General features: G+C 30.9%; 3 protein-coding genes. All 3 read right to left on the bottom strand.

Annotated elements, in window-relative coordinates:
* Positions 1-403: 403 nt before the first annotated feature.
* Positions 404-1,969 carry a hypothetical protein gene (locus GFJ99_RS13075; protein WP_162523977.1) on the bottom strand — a complete coding sequence of 522 codons (1,566 nt, stop codon included), beginning with the start codon at positions 1,967-1,969 and terminating at the stop codon, positions 404-406.
* Positions 1,970-2,352: 383 nt separating this feature from the next.
* Positions 2,353-3,117, bottom strand: coding sequence for a hypothetical protein (locus GFJ99_RS13065; RefSeq protein ID WP_153209464.1), 765 nt, complete (start codon positions 3,115-3,117; stop codon positions 2,353-2,355).
* 184 nt (positions 3,118-3,301) lie between these two features.
* Positions 3,302-3,973, bottom strand: a complete 672-nt coding sequence (locus GFJ99_RS13060) for a hypothetical protein (RefSeq protein ID WP_153209462.1) — start codon at positions 3,971-3,973, stop codon at positions 3,302-3,304.
* Positions 3,974-4,055 lie beyond the last annotated feature (82 nt).

Here is a 4,055-nt window from a genome sequence, read left to right as displayed (position 1 = left end):
TTTTTAAACCGCTGTTAAATGCAGTATTATATTTTCGGAACTTAAAAAAACACAACGTTTATCAGCAAAGTTCGTTTTCGGCTTTCCAATGTCACGCAAACTTCGTCTGTCGCGCAAATTTTAGTTTCACGCAACGTATTTTCAACACAAAGTTTTTCGGCAAAGTTCGGTTCAGATTTCACTTATCACGCAAAATTTTTCGGCTACATTTTTAGAAATTATATAACGAAAAATAGGAGCGAAGCGTTCAGTGTAAGTTCGGAAAATATATTGCATTTAACGTTCCCAGGCTTTGCGAGGTTGCGGACTAAGGAAGCCCGAAACTTTCGGTTAAACACTAAACTCAAAGATACAAAACAAACTTTAAGTTAAGCCCCAAACCCGCAATCTTGCAAAACCTGTGTTAGTAGCCGTTTTTATATTCCAAATTGTCAATTATTTTCTCTTCAATCAGTTTGAAAATCATTTCTCCACCTAACAATTTGTTGTAATTGTTAAATTCGGTTGGTAAAATACATCTTACTAATTCACTAATTTTCGGATTGTAAGTATCAATTGATTTATTGTCATACGTTATTGTCCAAGGTAGAGAATAAAATACCGCCTTTTTATTATCAATTACAATTTCCTTTCCGTCGTTATTCTGTATTCGCAATTCTATATAATCTATTTCTTCTTGTCCTAACAAGAACGGTAAATAGACTTGATTAAAAACAGATGAAATATAGTTTTGTTTTATATAACTGCTTTGATTTTGAAAGTTTCTAAATTGTGGATTACTCAATTCAATTTGAGAAGTGAAATTTCCTCCCCAATTTTCCTTTTCAACTCGTTCTTTTTTTATTTCCTCAACGAATATTTCGTAGTTTTTGAAATCATTAGGTGTAAATTCTAAAAACTTTGATAATTCAGATAATTCTACTTTAAGGTTTTTATTTTGTAATAAAGTTTGAATAGTATCTTTTGATATTTCTAAACTTTTTTTATTAAAACCTTTTGCTTTAAATATTAACTTACCTTTTTTATATATAAGGATACCTTTTTGAATATCTGACTTATAAATTGCACCCATATGAACTTGCTTGTCAAATAGCCATTTCGTAGAAGTTACATTTATAGAATTAATTTTACTTTCGAAAAATGATTGTAAGTTAATGTTAGTGCTATCATTTTTAATTTTTTCCCATAAATAGTCTCCTTGACTTTCTTTTATTAAATCCAGTTTCTTGTCAACAATAAAGGATTTACCATTTCTACTATGTAAAGTAATTTCTGATTTCTCTTGGTTTATTGAAAAACCAGCAACTGGAATGTTGAACTTTGTCCAATTAATTGAATCTCTTTTTGAGTAAAAAATGTAATCATTTTGATTAATTAAAATAATGGAATCTATAATGGCAATTTCATCGATTCTGTTTCTTGAAGAAGGATTTAAGATTTTGAACTTTCCTTGGTCAATAGGTGTTTCTATTTGTTTTGTAGTATTCCAATTATCTTTTGTGATTGCTAATCCGTTAGATAATCCGCCAGCAATTCCATTTAGAGAATCAACCATAAAAATGGATAGAACTCTGTTCACAGGATTGAAAGGTTTTGGTTTTTTACTCCAAGTTTCTCCAAAGTCGTTTGAATAATGAATGTAATTATCAGAACCACCCATCCATATTTTACCGTCATTTTTGTGAAAAAAATTGTAAATCCAAGCATCACCACTAAACTCAATCGCTTTCCATTTTTCTCCTCCATTGATTGTTTTGTAGATAATATTTTTTTTTGAAGAAATCGTCGAATTTCCCAGATAACCTGCAACTATTATAGTATCCTTATTAAATTCAATTATTTCTGATGTCCTATCATACTCAGTTAGATTGAATTCTTTTTTTAGTGAATTCAATAATGATTCTTCAGCATTTTGTGCGAAAATTACTGTGTTGATAAATATGGAAAATATGATTGATAAGTTTCTCATTAAAATGGCTACTAACGTTTTCGGGCTTGGCGAAGGTGGCGATTTTTACCACAAATATTGATGCGGAGAACCAATGTTTGATTAACCACAAATGTGTCTGCGGAGCACTGAACCGCCACTTTTGCCAAACCCGTGTTAGTGGCTGGTTTTCGTTCGTTGTAATGCACCTCGAAATCATTGCTTATTTAGCTTCGGGCTTGATATGGCAATAAAAAAAGCAATAATTGGGGTCAGAAGTAGCGACCATAAAACAGTTTTTCCGTAACCAATCTCTCTATTCTTTCCTACCTTTTCTGCAACTAAATGAGTTAATGCAAAGAAAAGGATAACAGTTACAATCCAAGCGTAATTCATAGTTTAATTTTTAGAATGTTTTTGTTCATTTAAAATTTGTATTCATTTAATTCTTTTACAGCTATGTCATATGTGAAAGTGTCAGCCATTAATTGGTCAAATGTCATTTTTTTAATATCAATTAAGAATTCAACAAGGATTTCGGCTTCATAATATTCGAAGATGAATTGATTACCCTCCCAAAAGGAAGTGTCTTTATAAAGTTCAACTCTATTTTTAAAATTGTAAGTCGTGTCAATGCTTTTGGGAAGAAGGTTTGCTGCATATTCTGCGTATCCTTCTTGCTTCCAAGTCGGTAATGAAGAAGCTCTTTTGCTTCCTATTTTATTGTAAACAAATGAATGAATTATTTCGTGGCAAATGGTTTCTTCAATATTGCCTTCCATTGCGGAATAGGGTACTATTTTATTTGCAGATTTTCTGTCTGAATGTACTTGTTCTATGAATGGTCGGGAAATGTATATTTTGTTAAATGCATTCATATTAAACCCTTGTGCAGGATATCCTGAACCCGCAACAGTTGCATAAAATTTAAACTTTCTTTCTGATGAAAATAAATAAATATTATGCTCTAATTTTTCATCATATAGTTCACAGGCTCTCAATCGCTGGTCTATTTTCTCAAGAAACTCTGAAGAATTGTCAAATTTTGAATTCGTATATAACGTGTATTGTCCAAATTTATAATTGTCCGAAAACCAATATTTGGTCGTCCAAAATATTGATAAATAAATTAGCACAAACAAAGCGATTAAAGCCCCTGTAAATATTAATATTTTTTTTAGTCGTTTCATTTTAAGCATCGTATTTTGTCTGTCGGAACTGGTTTTTAAACTTGCCACTAACGTTAGGCCGCTTGTGGCAGTTGCGTAAATTTATAACAAAACTTTACAAGTACAAAACTACTCATAGAATTTTCGAAGAAAATTCCAAAAAAGCACTACACTAGCAATTGCCACAAACGGTGGTTGTGCAACGTTATTTTTTAGTAATCCATTGTATTTTTAAAAATCCTTTTCTTAATTCTAGTTCAATAGAATCATTCACTTTCAGTTTGTCAAATTCTTTTTTTGAAACTCTCATTAAATCATTTTCTAAAATCGGTCCCCAAGGCTCAAAGTCAATTCTATAGGCAGTTGTTTTTCCTTTTTCAATCTCTTTATTTATGATTTTTGCTTTATAAAATTCAGGTTTGGATTTGTCGAGAAGTGCATTTGTCAAAATTGCTGTTCCGAAACCAAAAGTAAATGTGAATAAAATTGCCCAAACTATTCCTGTAAATATCTTTTTCACAATTAGATATTCTTTTGTTCCATAAAACAAGATAATTATTAATGGAATACTAATTATTAAAGCATAAATGAATATGTTTTTGAATCCAATTATTTTAAAATCCATTAATGCTCTTAAAATTAACGCGAATGATGGAAATAGTATTGCCGAATCTATTTTCGGAATAGGTGTGTTGTCCCACTTTCTATAATCAATTCCTACTTTTCCTTGATGTTTTAGTGCAAATAAAATTCCGATAATAGGAATCAGAATATTTATCAAAACGGAAATGCTGTAAAATTTCGGATAAGCGAAAAGCCAAATTGCAGATAAACCACCAATCCAATTTAGTCCATTTGAAATTTTCTTAATCGTCATTTAGAGTTTGAATGGTTAATGTTGCACAACGTTTCGCGGCTTGAAAATTGTGGCGAAAAACCAGCACCAAGCCATCACAAAT

The organism is Flavobacterium sp. LMO6 (assembly GCF_009495795.1).
GTDB lineage: Bacteria > Bacteroidota > Bacteroidia > Flavobacteriales > Flavobacteriaceae > Flavobacterium.
The sequence above is the reverse complement of the archived record's forward strand: the minus strand, read 5'-3'. Positions and strand labels throughout refer to the sequence as shown.

Coding starts and splice junctions, on each gene's coding strand:
- GFJ99_RS13075 (WP_162523977.1), bottom strand. CDS start 1,969: ATGAGAAACTTATCAATCATATTTTCCATATTTATCAACACAGTAATT.
- GFJ99_RS13065 (WP_153209464.1), bottom strand. CDS start 3,117: ATGAAACGACTAAAAAAAATATTAATATTTACAGGGGCTTTAATCGCT.
- GFJ99_RS13060 (WP_153209462.1), bottom strand. CDS start 3,973: ATGACGATTAAGAAAATTTCAAATGGACTAAATTGGATTGGTGGTTTA.